Genomic DNA, 19,662 nt, shown 5'->3' on the forward strand with positions numbered 1-19,662 from the left:
GTTGATGCCCCGCTGGATCTCGCCCAGGATCCCCCGCACCTGCCCCGTGGCCGCCTTGGCCTGGTCGGCCAGGAGCTTCATCTCCGAGGCCACCACCGAGAAGCTGCGCCCGCTCTCGCCGGCCGCGGCCGCCTCGATGGCGGCGTTCAGCGCCAGCAGGTGCGTGCGCTCCGAGATGTCGTTGACCGTCTCGATGATGTCGCCGATCGTCTGGGTCTTCTCCGACAGGCTGACGATGTTGCCCGCCACCGCCTCCGCCTGCTCGCGGATCGCGTCCATGGCCTTGGCGGTGTCGGACACCGCGCGCAGCCCCTGGCGCGAGGTCTGGGCGGTCGCCTGGGCGGTGGCGATCACCTCGGTGGCGCGCTTGGAGATCTGCGCCCCCGAATGGGTGATCTCGTCGACCGTGGCGGCCGTCTCCTGCACGGCGGCGAACTGCTGCTCGACCGAGGCCGCCTGCTCCTGCGCCGAGGCGCGGATCTCGGCCGCGGCCGCGTTCAGGTCCGCCGTCGCCGCCCGGTTCGTCCGCGCCAAGTCCGACAGACCCGAGACCATCGTGTTCAGCGTCGTGCTCAGACGGCCCACTTCGCCGCCGGCGCGGACATCGAGCGTGCTCGACAGGTCGCCCTCGCCGACCCGTCCCACGAAGCCCATCACCGCCACGAGAGGCCTGACGACGAGGCGGTTGATGGCGACCCCGATGCCCAGGCAGATCAGCAGCGTGATCAGCGTTCCGCCCCAGAGGGCGAGGCCCTCGTTGCGCTCGCTCCGCGCGACGCGCTCGGCCAGCGCGGCCCGAACCGCTCCTTCGAGACCCTCGATGGCCGCGAGCTTCTCGCGGAAGGTGTCGAACAGCCGCTTGCCCTGACCGTCCGCCTCGATCTTGACCGCCTCGTCACGCTTCGCCGGATCGGCCGCGATTCGCACGACGACCTCGCCGACCTCGGTCTGCCAGCTGCGGGCCGCGGCCACCGCGTCGGCCAAGAGGCGCGTCCGCTCGGGATCGTGGCCGATCAGGGTCCTGAGCCTGTCGATCGCCTCGTCCAGTGTCTGGCGCCCCGTGCGGTAGGGCTCCAGGCTGCCGTCGCGGCCCGTGATCAGGTAGCCGCGCAGTCCGGTCTCCTGATTGAGCATGGCCGCGCGGAAGCCGTCGAGGGCGCGGATCAGCTGGTTGGACCGGCTCCGGGCATCGGTCGCGTCCCGCAGCTGATCGGCCGTGATCAGGACCGCGCCGCTGGTCAGGACCGACACCAGGGCGATGACACCGATCGCACCGCCCAGGATGCGGTTGAGGCCCAGCGTTTGCGGCATCGTCTGCTTCATCCTACGCGGCCCCGCGGACGGCTCTGGCTGAGCCGCGACCGGGGCGCGCTCGCCTCTTAGCGCCGCCGCCCGGCGGATGCGAGCCGCAGCGCCGGGTGCTGGTGCGATATTTACGAGTTGTAAACCGACGAGCGACTTGTACTTGTGCAAGCGAGCGATTGTGTATGCATCTAAATAGCGAGAGCCGCAGTTTTCGATCGTAAAGGTTTTTCAGAGGGCGTTTGCGTCGCGCGAGATGTTGATTTCTTTCCTGATCGATACCGATCGCAAAGCGGATCCACTCGACGCGAACCTTCGCGCGCGGGCCCGCGTCGAGCAGCTCGACGTCGCGCTCCGCCTGGTTCCCTTCACGATTCTTGTGAGCCTCAGCGTCGTACAGGTCATCGTTTATCTGTTCTGGCAACCGGGCAACCGGGTCTACCTCGCCGGGCTCGAGGCGCTCGTCCTGCCCCTGGCGGTGGTCTCGCTCCAGCAGTGCTGGCGCTGGCGCTCCCGTCCGAAACCCCTCGAAGTGCCGTCCTCATTCGTCCAGGGCGTGGTGCTGGCCGCCCAGGCCTACGGCCTCCTGCTGGCCTCCATCCCGGTCATGCTCTTCGCCGGAGCCGACGCGCACGGGCGGCTCCTGATCGCCTCCAGCATCGCGGGCCTGATCGCGACCGGCATGAGCGCGGCGGTGCTGCCCCGCGTCGCCATCGGCTATTCCGGCCTGATCATCCTCGGCTCATTCATCGCCCTCGCGACGACCGGGGAGCCCTTCTACATCTACGTCGCGGTCCTGCTGTTCTTCTACGCGATCTTCATCTGCTTCACGATCGTGCATCTCAGCCGGCTGTTGACGATGCGGGTCATCGCGCAGATTGAGCTGGAACGGCAGCAGGAATTCACCCACCTCCTGCTCAACGAGTTCGAGGAGAGCGCCAGCGACTGGCTCTGGGAAACGGATGCCGACCTGCGCCTCCAACACGTCTCGCCGCGCCTGATCGAGGTCGCCGGCTCCTCCGAGCGCCAGCTGATGGGCCTGCCCCTGGAGCGGCTGCTGCTGCCGCCGGTGGCGCCGCCCAGGAGCCACTCGAGCACCACCCTGTGGGGCTGCATCGCCGAGCGGCGCGCCTTCCGGAACCTGCACCTGCAGCTCGACATCGCCGGCGAGCGGCGGACGTGGTGCCTCAGCGGCAAGCCGACCTTCAACCGGGCCGGCGCATTCTCGGGCTATCGCGGCGTCGGCTCCGACGTGACCGAGAAGCGGCGCTCCGAGGAGCGGCTGTCGTATCTCGCCCTGCACGATTCCCTGACCGATCTGCCCAATCGGGTCCTGTTCCATCAGCTCCAGGAAACGGCGCGGGAACGGCTCGCGCAGGGGGACCGGTTCGCCGTGCTCGCCCTCGACCTCGACGAGTTCAAGAGCGTCAACGACACCTTCGGCCACGCGGCCGGCGACAGGCTCCTGAAATCGGTCGCCGAGCGGCTGCGGAGCTTCGAGGCGTCCGATGTTCAGCTCGCCCGTCTGGCGGGCGACGAGTTCGCGGTCCTCGCGACCGGACGGAGCGCCCGTGACCTGCACGGCATCGAGTCGCTCGCGAACGGCATCGTCGAGGCGCTCGCGTCGCCCTTCACCATCGACGGCATCCGGCTGACCGTCAGCGTCAGCATCGGGATCGCGATCGCCCCGCAGGACGGGTGCCAGGAGATCATGCGGCGGGCCGACCTCGCCCTCTACCGCATGAAGAGCGAGGGCCGGAACGGCTACCGCTTCTACGAAGCGGAGATGGATGAGCGGATCGAGGCGCGGCGCGCCCTGACGGCCGACCTGCGGGGCGCCCTCGATCGGGACGAGTTCGTCCTCTACTTCCAGCCGATCGTGGCGGCCAAGGAGTGCCGCGTGCGCGGCTTCGAGGCGCTGATCCGGTGGAAACATCCGGTGCGCGGCTTCGTCTCGCCCGGCGAGTTCATCCCGCTCGCCGAGGAGACCGGGGTGATCATACCGCTGGGCGAGTGGATCCTCCGCGAGGCCTGTCGGATCGCGGCGGGCTGGCCGGGAGATGTCCGCATCGCCGTCAACCTGTCCCCGCGGCAGTTCCGCCACTCGGACCTGACGCAACTCGTCCGCTCCGCGCTGCGCACGAGCGGGCTCGCCGCGCCGCGCCTGGAGCTGGAGGTGACCGAATCGGTGTTCCTGGAGGCCACGCCGGCGATCAACGCCACGCTCGCCAAGCTCCGCGAGATGGGCGTGCGGCTGTCCCTCGACGATTTCGGGACAGGCTACTCGAGCCTGAGCTACCTGCGCCGGATCGCCTTCGACAAGATCAAGATCGACCAGAGCTTCGTCCGCGACCTGCCGCAGGAGCGGAGCGCTGCGGCGATCGTGAACGCGATCATCGACATGGCGACGAGCCTCGACATGACGATCACCGCGGAGGGCGTCGAGACGGATGCCCAGCGCGCCTGCCTGCTGGAGCAGGGGTGCCACGAGTTCCAGGGCTACCTGTTCAGCAAGCCGCTGCCGGCCGAGCAGGCCGCCGCGCTGGCGCGTAGCGGTCAACTCCTCCCGGCGGCGGTTCAGGCGGCGTGAGGCGCGTTCAGACGCCGAGCGGCGCGACGCCGGTCGTGCCGCTCCCGCCCGCGACGGCGTGCGGGGACGTCTTCGGCCAGTAGGGCAGGAAGCCCTCGATGATCGCCCGCGGAATATCGAGCGGGCGATAGTGGACGGTGTCCACGAACATCAGCGACTGCTCGCCCCGGCCGAGGAGGCCGTTGACCTCGCTGTGGATCTCGTGCGCCAGGGTCACGAACTTCCTGTTGTGGCTCGCGATCGAGATACGGACGGTGACCGGCTCGAACTCCATCGCCTCCCGGCGGAAGTCGTGCTGGAAGGACTTCGTCAGAATGTAGAAGTCCGTCGATTTCAGGTCGAAATCCGGCATGCAGATGTTGAAGAACAGCTCGCGGGCCTTGCCCACCCAGCGCACGTAATTGGCGAAGTAGACGTTCCCGACCGAGTTGGTGTCGTCGTAGGTCGGGATGAGGCGCAGGACGAACCAGTGCCCGTCGAACCCGTGCGACGCGACGGCGTCGGTCTGGTCCAACGCCACGGGCACCGGCGCCGCCCGCGGCGCCCGCTCCGCCGCCGGGATCAGCTCCGCGACCGGCGGCGGCGCGCGCCAGCCGAGGACCTCGGCGATCATCGGGAGAGCGCCGATCAGGCCGATCAGCGGCGCGATGGCCAGCAGCGCCCAGCTCGGGGCCAGATAGCCTGTCACGAAGATCAGGCACGCCGTCGCCCCGATCATGGAGGTGAGAACCGGGTCGTAGCGGCGGGTCGCGCCGAGCGTCTCGCACACGAGACACGCCGCCGCCCCGACGAGGAGCGTGGCGAAGGGCATCATCAGGTAGAGGAGCGAGAGGTTCGCCCAGATCGCCGCCGCCGCTGTGGCGAGCGCGGCACCGAGGATCCAGACCGGCGACGCCACGAGGCCGGCCGGCACGAAGGCGAGGAGCGGGGAATTGCTGCGGGCCGTGACCGAGATCCCGAGCCAGCGCGTGGCGCTGTAGAAGCTGTCGATCGTGGTCGCGGCGGCGATCGCCGTCCAGATCACGAAGGCCACCGCGACGCCGGTCGCGGGTTCGCGCCCGATCGCCTGCGCCACGGCCGCGTAGGCTCCCGACAGGCCGTCGGACGAGACGACCGGCATGCCGAGCCCCGCCCGCGCGGCGATGAGCGCGTTGATCGTCAGGAGACCGAGGAAGAGGAGCGCGCCGGTCACGTAGGCCGCGCGCACCGACCCGCCCGAGCGCCGGATCTCGACCGCCCGCTGCCACTGCTGGATGTCCATCCAGGGGCCGAGCAGGAAGCCGACCAGCGAGGGGACGACGAGCCCGTAGAAGCGCTCGTCGAAGGCCTGCAGCGGGACGTCCCAGCCGTCCCGCTGCGCGGACAGCCCGCCGAGCAGGATCACGCTCGCGGCGAGCCCGACCGCCAGCGCCCCGCAATGGACGATGCGGATCCCGCGCAGCGGGACGGCATGGCCGAGCGAGCAGGCGACGAGGACCAATGCGATCACGCCCACGGCGGCGTCGTGGCCGAACAGGGGAAGCCACGCGTAGGCCGCGAAGCCGAAGATCGTGATCGCGACGGCGAAGAACTGGGCTCCCATGAACAGGAGCGCGTAGGGGCCCTGCACGGCGGCCACGATCGCGTCGATATTCCGACGCGGCGCGCCGAGCATCCAGCCGAACAGGCCGAGACCGGTCGCGTTCGGCAAGGCGAAGGCAAGGAACCCGAGCCAGCCGTATGTCAGCGTGACATGGATCGCGTAGAAAAACCCGAGCCCCCAGAACCACGACAAAGCAATCGTGGGTGCCCAGGCCGCGGAGCGGATGAACTGGGAAGGCATTGTGGCTTCAAGCGCTCCGGACCTTAAGCTGCAATAGCGTATCAGATTCGTTTCGGGAATATGGCGAACCCAAAAGAAGGCGGATACAAGAAATTCAGTGAGGGAAAAGCATCGGGCTGCTCCGCCACGGCCGGCGATCCGAGGGGGGCGCGTGTCCTATAGGCACCCGCCACGGCGCCGAGGCCCGGGTGATCCGCCTAGTCGGCGAGCGTCTTCCGACCGTCGCGGACCAGATCGACGAAGTTGCAGACCAGGGCGGCTTTCGCGGGCGACCACAGCGCGAAGACGTCGGCGCGGATGCGGGGTCCCTCGAGCGGCCTGTAGACCACGTCGGCATGCGCCAGCCGGGCGACGTATTCCGGGATGATGGCGATGCCCAGGCCGGATGCGACGAGGCTCGTCAATGAGGCCGCCTCGACGGCCTGATGGGTGATGGTGGGGACGAACCCGGACTCGACGCAGCAATCCCAGAGATACTTGGCGAACAGCGAATCGGACATCCGGAGGAACACGAACCGCTCGTCGCGCAGGTCGGCGAGCCGGAGGCTGCCCCGCGCGAGACGGTGCCCCCTGGGAAGGACGACCTGCACGGTCTCGCTCCACGCGCGGACCCGGACCAGATCGGCATCCTGCGGCGGGGCTCGCAGGAAGCTGACGTCGGTCTGCCCCGCCTTCAGCATCGCGATCTGGCGATCCGGCGACATCTCGTGGATTCGGAGATCCACCGCGGGATAGACCTGCGCGAAATCCCGGATCGCGTGCCCGAGCGGCCCCGCGAGCATCGAGCCCGTCAGGCCGACATTGATGATGCCGGCGGTGCCCCCGCCGATCGCCCGGGCGCGCTCGACGGCCTCGGCGGCCCGCTCCAGGAGCCCGATCGCCTGAACGTGAAAGTCATGACCTGCCCGCGTCAGCGCCACGCGCCGGGTCGTCCGCTCGAAGAGAGCCGTCCCGATCTCCGCCTCCAGATCGCGGATCTGCTGGCTGAGCGGCGGCTGCGCGACACCGAGGCTCTCCGCGGCGGCGGTGAAGCTCAGGTGCTTCGCCACAGCGACGAAGTAGCGGAGATGGCGCAGTTCCATGGGCGGATTAAAACTCTGAGCGTTTCAAACTAAATGAAATAGATATTTGACGTCTAGATCGTTCGGCACGATTTTGCCGCCGGGAAGGCCGAGCAGGCATCGCTTTGCACAATGGCGCCGCGCCGCGCGGTCGGGCTCGACCGGACCCGCCCATGAGAGGCGGGACGATCGCGGTCGGGTCGGGTCGGGTCGAGCCTTCCGAGGGAGATCGCGATGAAGCGCTTGTACGGGTCGCTGTTCGGGCAGGTTGTGGCCGCCCTGATGATCGGCATCCTCGTCGGCCGGCTCTGGCCCGACTTCGCCGTCACCCTCAAGCCGCTGGGCGACGTCTTCATCAAGCTCATCAAGATGGTGGTCGCGCCGCTGGTCTTCGGCGTCGTCGTGCACGGCATCGTCGGCGCGGGCGACCTCCGGAAGGTCGGTCGCGTCGGGCTCAAGTCCCTGATCTACTTCGAGGTGGTGACGACCATCGCGCTCGCGCTGGGGCTCGTCCTCGCCTACGTGTTCGCGCCCGGTCACGGCATGAACGTCGATGTGGCGACCCTCGATGCCAAGTCGCTCACCAGCTACACCGACCGCGTCGGGCAGGTGACGGGCACCGTCGACTTCCTGATGAAGATCGTGCCGACGACCTTCATCGACGCGTTCGCCAAGGGCGACATCCTCCAGGTCCTGCTCCTCGCGATCCTGTTCGGCGCCGGGCTCTCGCTCCTCGGCGAGCGCGGCAAGCCGCTGGCCGACAGCCTGGAGCGCATCACCGAGGTCCTGTTCCGGATCATCGGCTTCATCGTGCGGCTGGCGCCGCTCGGCGTGCTGGGCGCGGTCGCCTTCACGGTCGGGAAATACGGCGTCGGGTCCCTGAAGCAGCTCAGCATGCTGGTGATGCTCTTCTACGCCGGCGTCGCGCTCTTCGTGGTCGTGGTGCTCGGAAGCATCATGCGGCTCGCGGGATTCAGCCTCTTCAAGCTGCTCGCCTACCTGCGCGAGGAGTTGACCGTCGTCGCCGGCACCGCCTCGTCGGACTGCGTGCTGCCGCAGGTCATGCGCAAGCTGGAGCGGCTCGGCATCAAAGAATCCACCGTCGGCCTCGTGATCCCGACCGGCTACTCCTTCAACCTCGACGCCTTCTCGCTCTACCTGACCCTCGCCACCGTGTTCATCGCCCAGGCGACCAACACGGACCTGTCCTTCGGCCATCTGATGCTGATCCTCGGCATCGCGCTCCTGACCTCCAAGGGCGCCCACGGCGTGCCCGGCTCGGCGATCGTCGTCCTCGCCGCCACGTTGTCGGCGGTGCCGGAGATCCCGGTGATCGGGCTGGTCCTCGTCCTATCGGTCGACTGGTTTGTCGGCATCGCCCGCGCCCTCGGGAACCTGATCGGCAACTGCGTCGCGACCGTCGTCATCGCCGCCTGGGAGGGCGACATCGACCGAGTGCGGGCCAATCGCGTCCTGAACGGCGAGGACACCACCGACACGGCGGAGATCCTCGAGGCGCCCGTCGCCGAGCCGCGCACCGCGTGACCAGATCCCCGACAGACGTTTACAGCTTGAAGTCGAATTCTGGAGACCGACCATGAGCGCTGGAGCCTACAACCCCCCGTGCGGTGGCCTACCCGGCCAGACGCGGCTGATGACCGGCCGCGCGGTGTTCACCGAGGCCTACGCGGTGATCCCCCACGGCGTCATGAGCGACATCGTCACCAGCCTCCTTCCGGGCTGGGACAGGACCCAGGCCTGGATCGTGGCCCGGCCGCTCTCGGGCTTCGCCGAGACCTTCGCCCAGTACCTCATGGAGGTCGCCCCCGGCGGCGGCAGCCAAGCCCCCGAGCCGGAGCCGCAGGCCCAGGGCGTCCTGTTCGTGGTCGCCGGCACGGCCAGCCTCACCCTGGAGGGCGCGCGGCACGCCCTGCGGCCGGGCAGCTACGCCTACCTCGCTCCCGGGGCGGCCTGGGCGCTGCGCAACGACGGCGACGCGCCCGCGCGCTTCCATTGGATCCGCAAGGCCTACCAGCCCGCCGCCGGCCTCGACGCGCCGACGTCCTTCGTCACCCACGAATCGGCGGTCGAGCCGGCCGGCATGGTCGGCACCGACGGCGCCTGGGCGACGACCCGCTTCGTCGCCTCCGACGACCTGCGCCACGACATGCACGTCAACATCGTCAGCATGCGCCCGGGCGCCTCGATCCCGTTCGAGGAGACCCACGTCATGGAGCACGGACTGTTCGTGCTGGAGGGCAAGGCGGTCTACCGGCTCAACCGCGACTGGGTTGAGGTCGAGGCGGGCGACTTCATGTGGCTGCGCGCCTTCTGCCCCCAGGCCTGCTACGCGGGCGGGCCGGGCCCGTTCCGGTACCTGCTGTACAAGGACGTCAACCGCCACCCGGCGCTGGCGCCGCGCGGGCTCGGCCGGTGAGCGCTGGCGCCCGCACGGTCGTCGCCCGGCCGCTGACGGCCGAGGCGTTCGCGCCGTTCGGCACGGTGATCGACGTCGCCGCGGTGGCGCCGCGGCCGATGAACGGCGGGATGGCGCGGCGCTTCCACGATCTGGCGGCGGTCGAGGTCGTGGGCGAGGGGTCGCGGGTGGTGATCGGGCTGGTCGAGGCGCAGCCCTACCCGGTGCCGCTGCGGCTCGGCCTGGTCGAGCGGCACCCGCTGGGCGCGCAGGCGTTCCTGCCGCTGAGCGTGGCGCCGTTCCTGGTGGTGGTCTGCCCGGACGCGGAGGGCCGTCCCGGCCCGCCCCAGGCCTTCGTGACGGCGCCGGGGCAGGGGGTCTGCTACGCGCGCAACACGTGGCACGGGGTGCTGACGCCCTACGGCCAGCCGCAGGACTTCGTGGTGGTCGACCGCGGCGGCCCGGGCGTGAACCTCGAGGAACACACCTTCGAGGAACCCTGGACGGTGCATCTGCCCGGCCAGGACTGAGGCCGAGCGCGCCATCCGCGCCATCGTCGCGTCGCCACGGTCTCGCGCGGCCGGGGCCGCCTCCGGTCGCCCCGTATCAGCGGCGGCCGGATGCAATCATTCCCGGGGACGCGGCCGCGAAAGTCCGTTGACTGGCACCGGTCAGCGGCTATCGAGGCCGCAATCAGGAGTCCGCACCAACGCGGACCCGAGGAAACGTCGGGCCCCGCGCCCGCACCGGAAAGGCCGCCATGTCCCCGTACCGCACGCCCCTGTCCCGCCGCCGATTCCTGGCGACCGGCTCGACGGCCCTCATCGCCGGTACCGTGGCGGCACCGCACGTGGCGCGGGCGCAGAAGGCAGAATTCACGTACAAGTACGCCAACAACCTGCCCGACACGCATCCGATGAATATCCGCGCCCGCGAGATGGCGGAGGCGCTGCGCACGGAGACCGGCGGCCGGTTCGACCTCAAGATCTTCCCGACGAGCCAGCTCGGCTCCGACACCGACACGCTCAGCCAGCTGCGCTCGGGCAGCGTCGAGTTCTTCACGATGTCGCCGCTGATCCTCTCGACGCTGGTGCCGAACGCGTCGATCAACGGCATCGGCTACGCCTTCCCGAGCTACGACGCCGTCTGGCCGGCCATGGACGGCGAGCTCGGCGCCTGGGTCCGCCAGCAGATCGCCAAGGCCGGCCTCGTCGCCATGGAGAAGATCTGGGACAACGGCTACCGCCAGACCACCTCGTCGACCAAGCCGATCGCCACGCCCGACGACTTCAAGGGCTTCCGGATCCGCGTCCCGGTCTCGCCGCTCTGGACCTCGATGTTCAAGGCCTTCGACGCGGCTCCCGCGTCGATCAACCTGAACGAGACCTACTCGGCCCTGCAGACCAAGATCGTCGAGGGCCAGGAGAACCCGCTGGCGGTGATCTCCACGACGAAGTTCTACGAGGTGCAGAAGTACTGCTCGCTCACCAACCACATGTGGGACGGGTACTGGTTCCTGGCGAACCGCCGCGCCTGGGAGCGCCTGCCGGCGGACCTGCGCGAGACGGTGGCCCGCCACATCAACGCCGCCGGCATGAAGGAGCGGGCGGACGTCGCCCAGCTCAACGCAAACCTGCAGGCGGACCTGTCGAAGAACGGGATGGTCTTCAACAAGCCCGACCCGGAGCCCTTCCGCGACAAGCTGCGCAAGGCCGGTTTCTACGCCGAGTGGAAGGGCCGGTACGGCGACGAGGGCTGGTCGCTGCTCGAGAAGGCCTGCGGGAAGCTCACCTGATGAGCGCCGCGGGGGCGCCGCGCGGCGGGGTCGCGCCGTGCTCCCGGCGGGTGATGAATCTCGCCCATTTCCTGCGCCGCGCCGCGCGCCGGTTTCCGGACGCGGTGGGGCTCGCCTGGGGCGCGCGGCGCTGGACCTGGGCCGAGCTCGACGCCCGGGTCGACGCGATGGCGGCGGCGCTCGCCGCCCGTGGTGTGACCAAGGGTGATCGCGTCCTGGTCCAGGCACGCAACAGCAACCAGCTGTTCGAGTCGATGTTCGTCTGCTTCCGGCTCGGCGCCGTCTGGGTGCCGGCCAATTTCCGGCAGACGCCTGCGGAGATCGCCTATCTCGCCCGTGCCAGCGGCGCCTCGACGCTGATCTGCGGCGCGGGTTTCCCGGAGCACGCCGCCGCGGTGCGCGAGGCCTGCCCGGATCTGGACCGCGTCGTGGCGATCGGCGACGCGGCCTTCGGGGCCGGCTACGACGCGCTCGTCGCCGACCATCTCGGCGCGGCCGCGCCCGTCGCCGATGTCGAGCACGACGATCCGTGCTGGTTCTTCTTCACTTCCGGCACGACGGGCCGCCCCAAGGCGGCGGTCCTGACCCACGGCCAGATGGCCTTCGTCATCACCAATCACCTCTGCGACCTGATGCCGGGCACGACGGAGGCCGACGCGTCCCTGGTCGTGGCGCCGCTCTCGCACGGCGCCGGCATCCACCAGCTCGCGCAGGTCGCGGCCGGCACCAAGACGGTGCTGACCGCGGGCGAGCGGCTCGATCCCGAGGAGGTCTGGGCTCTCATCGAGGCGTGGCGCGTCACGAATCTCTTCACCGTGCCGACCATCGTCAAGCTGCTGACTGAGCACCCCGCGGTGTCGACGCACGACCATTCCAGCCTGCGCCACGTCATCTACGCGGGCGCGCCGATGTACCGGGCGGACCAGCAGCACGCGCTGCGAGTGCTCGGGCCGGTGCTGGTGCAATACTTCGGCCTCGGCGAGGTGACGGGCAACATCACGGTGCTGCCGCCCCGCCTGCACGCGGCCGAGGACGGGCCGGACGTCAAGGTCGGCACCTGCGGATTCGAGCGCACCGGCATGCAGGTCCAGATCCAGGACATGCAGGGGCGCGAGTGCCCGCCGGGCGTCACCGGCGAGATCTGCGTCTGCGGCCCGGCCGTGTTCGCGGGCTACTACGACAATCCGGAGGCCAACGCGGCGGCGTTCCGCGACGGCTGGTTCCGGACCGGCGATCTCGGCCATCTCGATTCCGAGGGCTTCCTGTTCATCACCGGCCGCGCCTCGGACATGTACATCTCCGGCGGCTCCAACGTGTATCCGCGCGAGATCGAGGAGAAGCTCCTCACGCATCCGGCGATCACCGAGGCCGCGATTCTCGGCGTCCCGGATCCCGGCTGGGGCGAGGTCGGCGTCGCGGTCTGCGTCGCCCGTCCCGGGGCCGCGGTGCAGGAGGGAGAGCTGATCGCGTGGCTGTCCGCGACTGTCGCTCGTTACAAGCTGCCTCGGCGCGTGTTCTTCTGGGAGGCCCTGCCGAAATCCGGCTACGGCAAGGTGACAAAGCGCGCGATCCGCGAGGGACTTGAGGCGCGGGGCGACCTGCCCCTCGCCGGGCAGGCGAGGCCGCAGGCCCGATAGGGCTGTCGCGATCCCATCCGGTTGATGCGGCATCCCGTCTTTGCGAGCGGAGCGAAGCAATCCAGTCAGCGCCACGATCTCAGTGGACGCGCCGCCCTGGATCGCTTCAATTCGCTCTCGAGGACGCCAGCGGCGGAATCGGCCTCCATATGCGGGATGCAGTTTCAGGGAGTCGCATCGACCTAAGGGGGTCCGACCGGTGGCAGGCATTCCGAGCGGAAAGTCGGGCCGGTCCACATCCCTCCGCGCACATCATGATCTCGTTGCATGACAGCTCCGAGATGCAGACCCTGACATGTCCCCGGAGCTGCGCGCATATTGCAGTGCAGCACGCCGGGCCCCCGCCCGGCCACGATCGGGATCTCGGCACGATGACCACCCTCGCGAATCTCGTCAGCCGGCTCGAGGGTGCAGTGCGGCGCGCCGCGGCCGAACGCTACGCCGAGCAGCGCGAGCGGATCGCGCGGACCGGCGGCGCCGGCATGATCTGATCGCGCGCGGCGCGTCCCCGCGGTGGAGATCGTCAGAGGAAGCCGATCGAGAACCAGGGGACGAGGATGATGGCGAGCAGCCCGATCAGCAGGGCCACGATGTAGCCGACGATCGGGCGCATCCCGGCATCGGGATGGATCCGGCTGATGGCGCAGGCGGCGTAATAGCCGACGCCGAAGGGCGGGGCGAACAGGCCGATGCCCATCGCGAGGATGACCACCATGGCGTAGTGGACCTCGTGGACCGCGACTGCCCGCGCGATCGGGAACAGCAGCGGCCCGAACAGCACGATCGCCGGGATGCCCTCCAGCACCGAGCCCAGGATGATGAAGGCGAAGGCCGAGACGAACAGGAACCCGAGCGCGCCGCCCGGAAGGCCCTTCATCACCACGGCGAGCGTCTCCGAGAAGCCCGACTGCGTCAGCGCCCAGGCCATCCCGGTGGCCGCGCCGATGATCAGCAGGATCGCCCCCGACAGCGCCGCGGTGGTCACCAGCATCGGGTAGAGCCGCCGCCACTCGAACTGACGGTAGATCAGCAGGCCGGCCAGCGCCGCGTAGACGATGCCGATGGTCGAGACCTCGGTGGCGGTGGCGATGCCCTCGACCACGGCGAAGCGGATCACGAACGGCAGCGCCAGCGCCGGGATCGCCACCAGGAAGGCGCGGCCGATGACCCGGCCGGACGGCCGGGCGACGTGGCTCAGGTCCTCGCGGCGGTAGCGCCACCAGACCAGCGCGCACAGCGTCGCGGCGAGGACGAGGCCCGGCATCAGGCCGCCGGTGAACAGCGCGGTGATCGACACGCCGGTGACCGAGCCGATGGTGATCAGCACGATCGAGGGCGGGATCGTCTCGGTCTGCGCGCCCGTGGTGGCGAGCAGGGCCACCAGATCGCCCTCCTTGGCGCCGCGGGCCTTCATCTCGGGAAACAGCACGGGCGCCACGGCGGCCATGTCGGCGGCCTTGGAGCCGGAGATGCCCGAGACGAGGTACATGGCCCCGACCAGCACGTAGTGCAGGCCGCCGCGGACGTGACCGAGCAGCGAGGCCAGGAAGCCGACCATGGCTTTCGCCATGCCGGTCATCTCGATCAGCAGGCCGAGGAACACGAACAGCGGCACCGCGAGCAGGATGAGGTGGCTCATGCCCTCGTCCATGCGGCCGACCACCACCATGGAGGGCGCGTCGGTGGTCAGCGTGATGTAGGCGAAGGTCGACAGGCCGAACGCGAAGGCGATCGGCACGCCGGAGAAGACCAGCGCGCCGACGCCGACGACGAAGAACAGCAGCAGGTTGAGGTTCCCGAGGTTGGCGAGCCACGGCTGCAGCGCCAGGAGCGCGGCGGCAACACCGCCCCCCAGGATCAGCGCCCCCACGGTCAGTTTCCAGTCGGCGGTCTCCAGGAGTCGGATCAGCGCCACGATCAGCATGAGGCCGAGGCCGATCGGCAGGGCGGCGGCGCGCCACGCGTTGTTCAGCTCCAGCGCCGGCGTCTGCACGAAGGTCTCCTCGCTGGCGAACTCGAAGGCCGGCTCCAGCAGCAGGGCGACGAAGATCAGGCCGGCGACCAGGGCGACCGTCTCCAGGAAGGCGCGCAGGCGCGGGCCGCTCATGGCCACGAAAGCGGTCATGCGCATGTGCTCGGCGCGCCGGAAGGCGACCACGGCGCCGAGCATGGCGAGCCACAGGAACAGGATCGAGGCGAGCTCGTCCGACCAGATGATGGGATCGCGGAACACGTAGCGGCTGACGACACCGCTGAGCAGAACCGCGATCTCGGCCAGGACGAGCAGTGCCGCCGGGATCTCCACGAGGTGGCCGAGCCCGGCATCCACCCGGCGCAGCCAGCCCCGGGCGCGCAGCGGCGGTCCCGAAAATTCAATCCCCGCCGTCGACTCGACGGCCGCAACATCGATCTGCATGGCGCCCCTCCGTCGGGGCCGCTCCCGATGCCGCTGGCGGCGGGATCGACCCCACATGCGTCTTCGCGTGTGTCTTGCGGTGCGTCTCGGCGCGCCTTCGTTCTCCGATACCGTTATCCGATCCTGCGGAAAACGGTCCCGGTCAGTTTGCCCGACGCATCTTCACGATGCGACCGCGCCCCATCGCCGTACTTCGTTTTCCAGTCCTTGTGGAATCTCTGCCGTTCAGCGGCGCGCGAATCCGCGCCAGCAGGTCGGCCGGCTCGCGGATGCGGGCCGCCCGAGCGGGTCGCGGAGCGGCGTGACAGTTTCCTAACCCAGCGGCATCCGCATTAAATTTTCGCCGCGGGGTGATCCTGAGACGTTGTCGGCGTCGAACGCGTCGGTGATGAGGTGGGCATAGTCCATGCGGGCGGCGACCCGCACCCCGAAATCCGGATGGGCGCTCAGGAATCGCGCCGGCCGCAGCGCCACGAGGTCGGAGGCGCGGTTCGACTCGGCGGAGGCGCGCCCGACATGGTCGCGCAACGCCTATCCCGCAGGGGTCCGCGGGATGCCCTGACCCACCTGCTCGAACAGAACGACGCCCAGCGTCTCTTCCGTCCTGCGCGATGCCTGACTGACTGCGCTCGGGGGAGAGGTTGGACGGCGGAGAGGGGTACGGACGGCCTCATCCGGAACAGGATAGGCCGCGACCGGTGCCGCTGGGATCGGGCCCGGGCCGGCGATACGCCGGTCGCGGCGCGCCGAGATCAGGCCGACCGGTGGCCGCGGACCCGGACCGGCGCGGCGACCGGGACGATCTTGCCCTGCTGGGCAACCTCGCAGAGGACCGCCACCATCGCGTCGGCCTGCGTCTCGAGGTCGGGCGGCCCGACATCGTCGCGCGTGTTACGCCAGGCGATGAAGATGCAGGCCAGGATGGCCGACGCGCTGGCTGCCAGGGGTGCGATGATCAGCGCGGCGAGGGCGCTCACCGGCGCCAGGATCGTGGCTGTCGCGAGACCGCTGACGATGGCTGCGGCTATCAAGACGATCATCGGAGCCTCGCCCGATCTGCGTGGCCGGATCCCGTGCCCGTCCACCGTCCTAGGATCACGTCACAAAGGTTTACGCTTCGTTAACGGGAAGCTTCCATCCGCTAATTCCGTGGCAGCTGTCCCGCCGATTGCTTGACGATCGCCCGTTCAGCGCCCGCGAGGACAGGTCGGGGCGCGGATTCGTGCCCCCGGCTCCGGTCAGCCGGGTCGCGCAACACGACGAGCTGCGCCGTGGTCGGCCCGATCGCGGACGCCGGCACGCCGGTGGCGCGGACTGTGCGGAGACTGTTCACGCCTTCGTGAGGTTACGCGCTGCAATCCGCTCGCGCAGCGTGTCGACCACATGCCCAGATGTGTTCAAACTGATACGATCGGATCAGGCCTAGTACAGGGCGATCCCTTGCTGCTCAGGGTTGGGCAATGATAGCCCTTGCGCGCCCGGCGTGTAGGAATTCTGTCTCCAATGGCCATCGATGTTCGAGCTGTCGCGCGCCTGCGCGAGATCGCAGCCGTCATTGGCTGTCCGGTCGAGGCCTTCTACGGACCGGATGGCGAGGCCGTCGACCTCGGCATGACGCACGAACTCTTTCACCTCTGGCACGCGATACAGGATCCGAATGCGCGTCAGCGGGTCCTGAACAGCGCGCGGCGTGAGGCTCTCGGCGACGCGGTCCCCGGGACGGCCGCCGAATAGCCGCCGCGCCGTCAGCGCCCCTGTGCGATCCAGCCCAGGACCGTCGCGCAGCGCTCGGCCTGCTCGCGGGTCAATCCCGACGCGACGGCGGCGCCGTTGCGGTAGACCACGAAGGTCCCGTCGTCGGTCGCGCGGATCTTGACGGACGCCATCACTCGGCTCCCGACGTGAGAGCCCGAAGCTGGGAGAGGCCGGCCGCGGTGATCTGCCAGACCGCCACTGGACCACCCGGATCCTCGAGCGGGTCGATCCGCCGGAGATGGCCGGTGCTCTCGAGCGCCGTCAGTCGGCTGTGGTCGCCGGGCCAGGACGCGTCCGCCCTCTGACGGATCGTGATCTGGTAATCCCGTGCCTCCGCTGCCTTGTTGAGGAGACGGCGCTGGTGGTTCACTCGCATCGGCACTCCGGCTCAGCTCGGGTCGGTACGCAGTAACTACGGACAGGCTGGCCGATACGGTTAAGCTTGGCAACCCCGCGGTCGCAACGGGCTCTGGATCGTCCTGTTCAGAGGGCGGGCGGCGGGAGCTTCGGATCACCGGCGCGGAGCCGCCCTGCCGCGTCGATCCTGCGCGGCGCTCCCTCGAGCCGGGGCGGTTGCCGGCGCGACGTCGGTTTCGGATGCCGGGCTCCACGATCGCGGGCGCGGACATAGTGAAAGGCCGACCGGGTTGCCCCGGCCGGCCTCTGTCGCTTCGCGGTGCGTGTCGCTTACCGCAGGAGCTGGAGGACGCCCTGCTGGGCGGAGTTGGCCAGCGACAGGGCCGAGATGCCCATAGACTGGCGGGTCGACAGCGCCTGCGAGTTGGCCGCCTCCTGGTTCAGGTCGGCGTTCGTCAGGTTGGCCGAGCCCGTCTGCAGCACGTTGATCAGCTGCTTGGAGAAGTCCTGGCGGTTCTGAACCACCGACAGGTTCGAGCCCAGCGCGCTCGCCGCGGAATTCAAGGTCGCGTCGGCTTTGGTCAGGGTCGACAAGGTCTTGTTGACGTCCGCGTTCAGCAGGAAGTTGCCGAGGCCGTTCTGGCTCGACGAGTTGTTCGAGCTGGTGATCGACGACAGGCCGAGACCGCTCGCCGTGGCGTCGACCGAGGCGACGTTGAGGGTCGAGCTGCCGGTGTCGTTGAACTTGATGTTCAAGTCATTGCCCTTGCCGGCAATGAGGTTGACGCCGTTGTAGCTGGCGTCGCCGGCGAGCTGCGTGATCTGGTTGAGCAGGTTGTTGTACTGGTTGGCCAGCGAGGCGCGCTGCGTCACGCCCGAGATCGACAGGTCGCTGGACACCACGGTGCTGGCGGCGGTGCCGTAGGTCGAGGCGGTGGTGGCCGAGGCGGTGAAGCCGAGCGCCGTCTGGCTGCCGGAGTTCTGGAATTCCACGTCCGCCTGGGCGTTCAGGACGATCTTGGTGCCGGTGCTGTCGACCGAGAAGATCGCGCCGGCGCCGAACGAGCCGCTCGACGAGGTCGAGGCCGAGCTGACCGCAGAGTTCAGGGCCGCGACCGTGGCGCTGACGCTCGAGGAGGCGGCGACCGTGGCCGAGACCGAGGTACCGTTGATCGTCATGAGCACCGTCTGGGAGGCGGTGCTGGCGCTGTAGGCGTTGGCGGCGGTGCCGGTGGTGGAGAGCTGGGTCGAGAGCGCCTGGTTGGCGATCGACTTGGCCTGGTCCACGAGCTTCTGGATCGAGGTGATGCCCTGGTTGGCGGCCTGGATCGACTGGATACCGTTGGAGACGCCGTCGAGGAGCGAGTTCAGGCTCGAGGAGCGTCCGTCGAGGGCCTGGGAGGTGAAGAAGTTGGTCGGGTTGTCGAGGGCGGAGTTGACGGTCTTGCCGGTCGCGAGCCGGTTCTGGGTGGTCGCCATCAGCTGGGCGGTGTCCTGCAGCGAGAGCAGGTTCTGACGCGTGGCGGCCGACAGGGTGATCGAGGACATAGGTCTTATCTTTCTGATTTGATGCACCCGTTTCTCGGGTACGCCAGTAATCGCCCTTCAAATGTTTCGCGGGGGTTAAATCAATTGCTGACTCCGAGTGTGTCCGAAGTGATCGTTAATGAATCGATCCTTGAAGCGCTAAGTATTTACGGATCGCGGAGCGTGTTCAAGATCTATTAACCATCCGCAGCCATAAGCTGTGACGCAAACCAAGTCTGTCGCGCCTGCCCGACCGGTGCCGATCCGGTTCGGTCGGCGCGGCGGGTACGGGGCGCACCTTGCAGGGAGCTCAGATGTGATCGCTCAAGCGTCTGGTGATGTTGGCGCCGCGACCCCTTCAGCGTCGCCGAAGTTGCCCCATGTGGCGATCGCGATCCCCTGCGGGACCATGGTCCACGCGGACTTCGCCGTGAGCCTCGGATCGATGATGCACTCGCTCGGCGAGATGCCGATGTCGATCGTCGTCGGGAAGTCGTCGATCGTCGCCGATGCCCGCAACCTCGGCCTCGAATACGCGCAGAAGTACGGGGCGGAGTACGTCCTGTTCATCGACAGCGACATGACCTTCCCGAAGGACGCACTCCTCAAGCTCCTCGTAAGGCAGGTCGACATCATCGGCGCGACCTATTCCCGCCGCACCGCCCCGTTCCACTTCCTGGGCGACATCCTCCCGGAGCAGCCGGCCGACGCGCCGAAGGGTCTGCTGGAGATGTCCCGGATCCCGACCGGCTTCCTGCTGATCAAGTCCACGGTCTTCGAGAAGCTGAAGAAGCCCTATTTCCGCTTCCGCGTCGACGAGGAAGCCGGCGTGAACATCGGCGAGGACTTCGACTTCAGCGACCGCGCACGCGCCGCCGGCTTCCGGATCTGGTGCGATCCGTATCTCAGCAAGGAGCTCGGCCATATCGGCGAGCAATCCTTCAAGCTCTGACAGCGTTCCGCGCCGCGGCGCGCGACCCCCGA

16 protein-coding genes and 1 pseudogene are annotated in these 19,662 nt (G+C 68.9%); 8 read left to right on the top strand and 9 right to left on the bottom strand.

The genetic code is table 11. The annotated features are described in order from the left end of the window. Positions 1–1,311: CHASE3 domain-containing protein (locus tag H288_RS32425; RefSeq protein WP_043712710.1), on the bottom strand; the 1,311-nt coding region annotated here is incomplete at its 3' end. A 247-nt stretch (positions 1,312–1,558) separates the two neighbouring features. Between H288_RS32425 and H288_RS0115910 the strand changes: the two genes are divergently transcribed. Next, positions 1,559–3,892, top strand: coding sequence for an EAL domain-containing protein (locus H288_RS0115910; protein WP_020093570.1), 2,334 nt, complete (start codon positions 1,559–1,561; stop codon positions 3,890–3,892). A 7-nt stretch (positions 3,893–3,899) separates the two neighbouring features. Here H288_RS0115910 and H288_RS0115915 read toward each other — a convergent pair whose 3' ends face one another. Both H288_RS0115915 and H288_RS0115920 read right to left on the bottom strand, forming a co-directional pair. Next, positions 3,900–5,714: a thioesterase family protein gene (locus H288_RS0115915; RefSeq protein ID WP_026604997.1), complete on the bottom strand. Its 1,815-nt coding sequence runs from the start codon at positions 5,712–5,714 to the stop codon at positions 3,900–3,902. Between the two features lie 197 nt (positions 5,715–5,911). Next, positions 5,912–6,796, bottom strand: coding sequence for a LysR family transcriptional regulator (locus H288_RS0115920; RefSeq protein ID WP_020093572.1), 885 nt, complete (start codon positions 6,794–6,796; stop codon positions 5,912–5,914). Positions 6,797–7,009: 213 nt separating this feature from the next. On the opposite strand from H288_RS0115920, the gene H288_RS0115925 reads away from it, so the two are divergent. From H288_RS0115925 to H288_RS0115945, 5 genes are all read left to right on the top strand, one after another. Beyond that, positions 7,010–8,320: a dicarboxylate/amino acid:cation symporter gene (locus tag H288_RS0115925; protein WP_020093573.1), complete on the top strand. Its 1,311-nt coding sequence runs from the start codon at positions 7,010–7,012 to the stop codon at positions 8,318–8,320. 52 nt (positions 8,321–8,372) lie between these two features. Beyond that, positions 8,373–9,212, top strand: a complete 840-nt coding sequence (locus H288_RS0115930) for a bifunctional allantoicase/(S)-ureidoglycine aminohydrolase (RefSeq protein ID WP_026604998.1) — start codon at positions 8,373–8,375, stop codon at positions 9,210–9,212. Beyond that, positions 9,209–9,721, top strand: coding sequence for an ureidoglycolate lyase (locus H288_RS0115935; RefSeq protein WP_020093575.1), 513 nt, complete (start codon positions 9,209–9,211; stop codon positions 9,719–9,721). The genes H288_RS0115930 and H288_RS0115935 overlap by 4 nt, the downstream gene beginning before the upstream one ends. A gap of 230 nt (positions 9,722–9,951) precedes the next feature. After that, positions 9,952–10,986 carry a TRAP transporter substrate-binding protein gene (locus tag H288_RS0115940; RefSeq protein ID WP_020093576.1) on the top strand — a complete coding sequence of 345 codons (1,035 nt, stop codon included), beginning with the start codon at positions 9,952–9,954 and terminating at the stop codon, positions 10,984–10,986. Continuing rightward, complete coding sequence (locus H288_RS0115945) at positions 10,986–12,623, top strand: acyl-CoA synthetase (RefSeq protein WP_020093577.1); 1,638 nt, start codon at positions 10,986–10,988, stop codon at positions 12,621–12,623. The genes H288_RS0115940 and H288_RS0115945 overlap by 1 nt, the downstream gene beginning before the upstream one ends. A 523-nt stretch (positions 12,624–13,146) precedes the next feature. Here the strand turns inward: H288_RS0115945 and H288_RS0115955 are convergent. From H288_RS0115955 to H288_RS0115965, 3 genes and pseudogenes are all read right to left on the bottom strand, one after another. Next, positions 13,147–15,039 (bottom strand): TRAP transporter large permease subunit, encoded by a 1,893-nt coding sequence (locus tag H288_RS0115955; protein WP_020093579.1) that lies wholly within the window; start codon positions 15,037–15,039, stop codon positions 13,147–13,149. Between the two features lie 247 nt (positions 15,040–15,286). Then, positions 15,287–15,669, bottom strand: a pseudogene (locus H288_RS34000) (LysR family transcriptional regulator); the annotation flags it as partial. A gap of 122 nt (positions 15,670–15,791) precedes the next feature. After that, a complete protein-coding gene (locus H288_RS0115965) occupies positions 15,792–16,079 on the bottom strand; it encodes a hypothetical protein (protein ID WP_020093581.1) in 288 nt (95 codons plus the stop codon). 463 nt (positions 16,080–16,542) lie between these two features. Here H288_RS0115965 and H288_RS0115970 point away from each other — a divergent pair, with 463 nt between their 5' ends. Beyond that, on the top strand, positions 16,543–16,773 hold the full coding sequence (locus H288_RS0115970; protein ID WP_020093582.1) for a hypothetical protein: 231 nt from the start codon (positions 16,543–16,545) through the stop codon (positions 16,771–16,773). Between the two features lie 11 nt (positions 16,774–16,784). On the opposite strand, the gene H288_RS35650 is transcribed toward H288_RS0115970, so the two are convergent. The 3 genes from H288_RS35650 to H288_RS0115985 all read right to left on the bottom strand — a co-directional run bounded on the left by H288_RS35650 (position 16,785) and on the right by H288_RS0115985 (position 18,699). Further along, positions 16,785–16,925 (bottom strand): hypothetical protein, encoded by a 141-nt coding sequence (locus H288_RS35650; protein ID WP_012319948.1) that lies wholly within the window; start codon positions 16,923–16,925, stop codon positions 16,785–16,787. Then, entirely contained in the window at positions 16,925–17,170 is a 246-nt protein-coding gene (locus H288_RS0115980) for a hypothetical protein (protein WP_026604999.1), read from the bottom strand. The genes H288_RS35650 and H288_RS0115980 overlap by 1 nt, the downstream gene beginning before the upstream one ends. Positions 17,171–17,481: 311 nt before the next feature. After that, the gene (locus H288_RS0115985; RefSeq protein WP_020093584.1) at positions 17,482–18,699 is read right to left on the bottom strand and encodes a flagellin; all 1,218 of its coding nucleotides are present in this window, start codon (positions 18,697–18,699) and stop codon (positions 17,482–17,484) included. Between the two features lie 361 nt (positions 18,700–19,060). Here H288_RS0115985 and H288_RS0115990 point away from each other — a divergent pair, with 361 nt between their 5' ends. After that, positions 19,061–19,630: a glycosyltransferase gene (locus tag H288_RS0115990; protein ID WP_020093585.1), complete on the top strand. Its 570-nt coding sequence runs from the start codon at positions 19,061–19,063 to the stop codon at positions 19,628–19,630. The last annotated feature ends 32 nt before the right edge of the window (positions 19,631–19,662 follow it).

The organism is Methylobacterium sp. 285MFTsu5.1 (genome assembly GCF_000383455.1).
In the GTDB taxonomy this organism is placed as follows: Bacteria; Pseudomonadota; Alphaproteobacteria; order Rhizobiales; family Beijerinckiaceae; genus Methylobacterium.

Excerpts from the sequence above, each read along its gene's own strand:
- H288_RS0115915 (WP_026604997.1), bottom strand. The coding sequence starts at position 5,714 with ATGCCTTCCCAGTTCATCCGCTCCGCGGCCTGGGCACCCACGATTGCT.
- H288_RS0115980 (WP_026604999.1), bottom strand. The coding sequence starts at position 17,170 with ATGCGAGTGAACCACCAGCGCCGTCTCCTCAACAAGGCAGCGGAGGCA.
- H288_RS0115910 (WP_020093570.1), top strand. The coding sequence starts at position 1,559 with ATGTTGATTTCTTTCCTGATCGATACCGATCGCAAAGCGGATCCACTC.
- H288_RS0115955 (WP_020093579.1), bottom strand. The coding sequence starts at position 15,039 with ATGCAGATCGATGTTGCGGCCGTCGAGTCGACGGCGGGGATTGAATTT.
- H288_RS0115965 (WP_020093581.1), bottom strand. The coding sequence starts at position 16,079 with ATGATCGTCTTGATAGCCGCAGCCATCGTCAGCGGTCTCGCGACAGCC.
- H288_RS0115925 (WP_020093573.1), top strand. The coding sequence starts at position 7,010 with ATGAAGCGCTTGTACGGGTCGCTGTTCGGGCAGGTTGTGGCCGCCCTG.
- H288_RS0115920 (WP_020093572.1), bottom strand. The coding sequence starts at position 6,796 with ATGGAACTGCGCCATCTCCGCTACTTCGTCGCTGTGGCGAAGCACCTG.
- H288_RS0115930 (WP_026604998.1), top strand. The coding sequence starts at position 8,373 with ATGAGCGCTGGAGCCTACAACCCCCCGTGCGGTGGCCTACCCGGCCAG.
- H288_RS35650 (WP_012319948.1), bottom strand. The coding sequence starts at position 16,925 with ATGGCGTCCGTCAAGATCCGCGCGACCGACGACGGGACCTTCGTGGTC.
- H288_RS0115945 (WP_020093577.1), top strand. The coding sequence starts at position 10,986 with ATGAGCGCCGCGGGGGCGCCGCGCGGCGGGGTCGCGCCGTGCTCCCGG.
- H288_RS0115940 (WP_020093576.1), top strand. The coding sequence starts at position 9,952 with ATGTCCCCGTACCGCACGCCCCTGTCCCGCCGCCGATTCCTGGCGACC.
- H288_RS0115970 (WP_020093582.1), top strand. The coding sequence starts at position 16,543 with ATGGCCATCGATGTTCGAGCTGTCGCGCGCCTGCGCGAGATCGCAGCC.
- H288_RS0115985 (WP_020093584.1), bottom strand. The coding sequence starts at position 18,699 with ATGTCCTCGATCACCCTGTCGGCCGCCACGCGTCAGAACCTGCTCTCG.